This window comes from Bacteroides sp. AM44-19 (assembly GCF_003603395.1).
Classification (GTDB): Bacteria; Bacteroidota; Bacteroidia; order Bacteroidales; family Bacteroidaceae; genus Bacteroides; species Bacteroides uniformis.
This window is the reverse complement of record NZ_QTNB01000068.1, coordinates 1-536: the sequence shown is the minus strand read 5'-3', so window position 1 is coordinate 536 and position 536 is coordinate 1. Positions and strand designations below refer to the sequence as shown.

Annotated in this window: 1 protein-coding gene; it reads left to right on the top strand. The window is 50.6% G+C overall.

What is annotated here, in order from left to right; all coding sequences use genetic code 11:
• Window positions 1–87: 87 nt before the first annotated feature.
• Window positions 88–536 (top strand): YWFCY domain-containing protein (locus tag DW947_RS21415; RefSeq protein ID WP_182422704.1); only part of this gene is annotated, 449 nt, incomplete at its 3' end.

The window sequence follows — 536 nt, the reverse complement described above, 5'->3', positions numbered from 1 at the left end:
TTCATCCGGGCGATGAAGCGCAAAAAGAAGAAAAAACGCAAGGGCTTGGGTATGTAATCAGAGTATCAACAATTAAAAAATCAATGTATGTCACAACAAGAAGACGATTTGAGGGCATTGGCGAAAATCATGGATTTTCTGCGTGCCGTGAGTATCATTTTAGTGGTCATGAACGTGTACTGGTTCTGCTACGAAGCCATCCGGCTGTGGGGCGTGAACATCGGCGTGGTGGACAAAATCCTTCTGAACTTCGACCGCACGGCGGGGCTGTTCCATTCCATTCTCTACACGAAGCTGTTTTCCGTCCTTTTGCTTGCCTTGTCCTGTCTGGGTACGAAGGGTGTCAAGGGTGAGAAAATCACTTGGGGGAGAATCTGGACAGCATTTGCCGTCGGGTTCGTGCTGTTTTTCCTGAACTGGTGGTTGCTGCCCCTGCCGCTGCCGCTTGAAGCGGTGACGGGACTGTATGTCCTTACCATTGGAACGGGCTATGTCTGCCTGTTGATGGGTGGTCTGTGGATGAGCCGCCTGTTGAA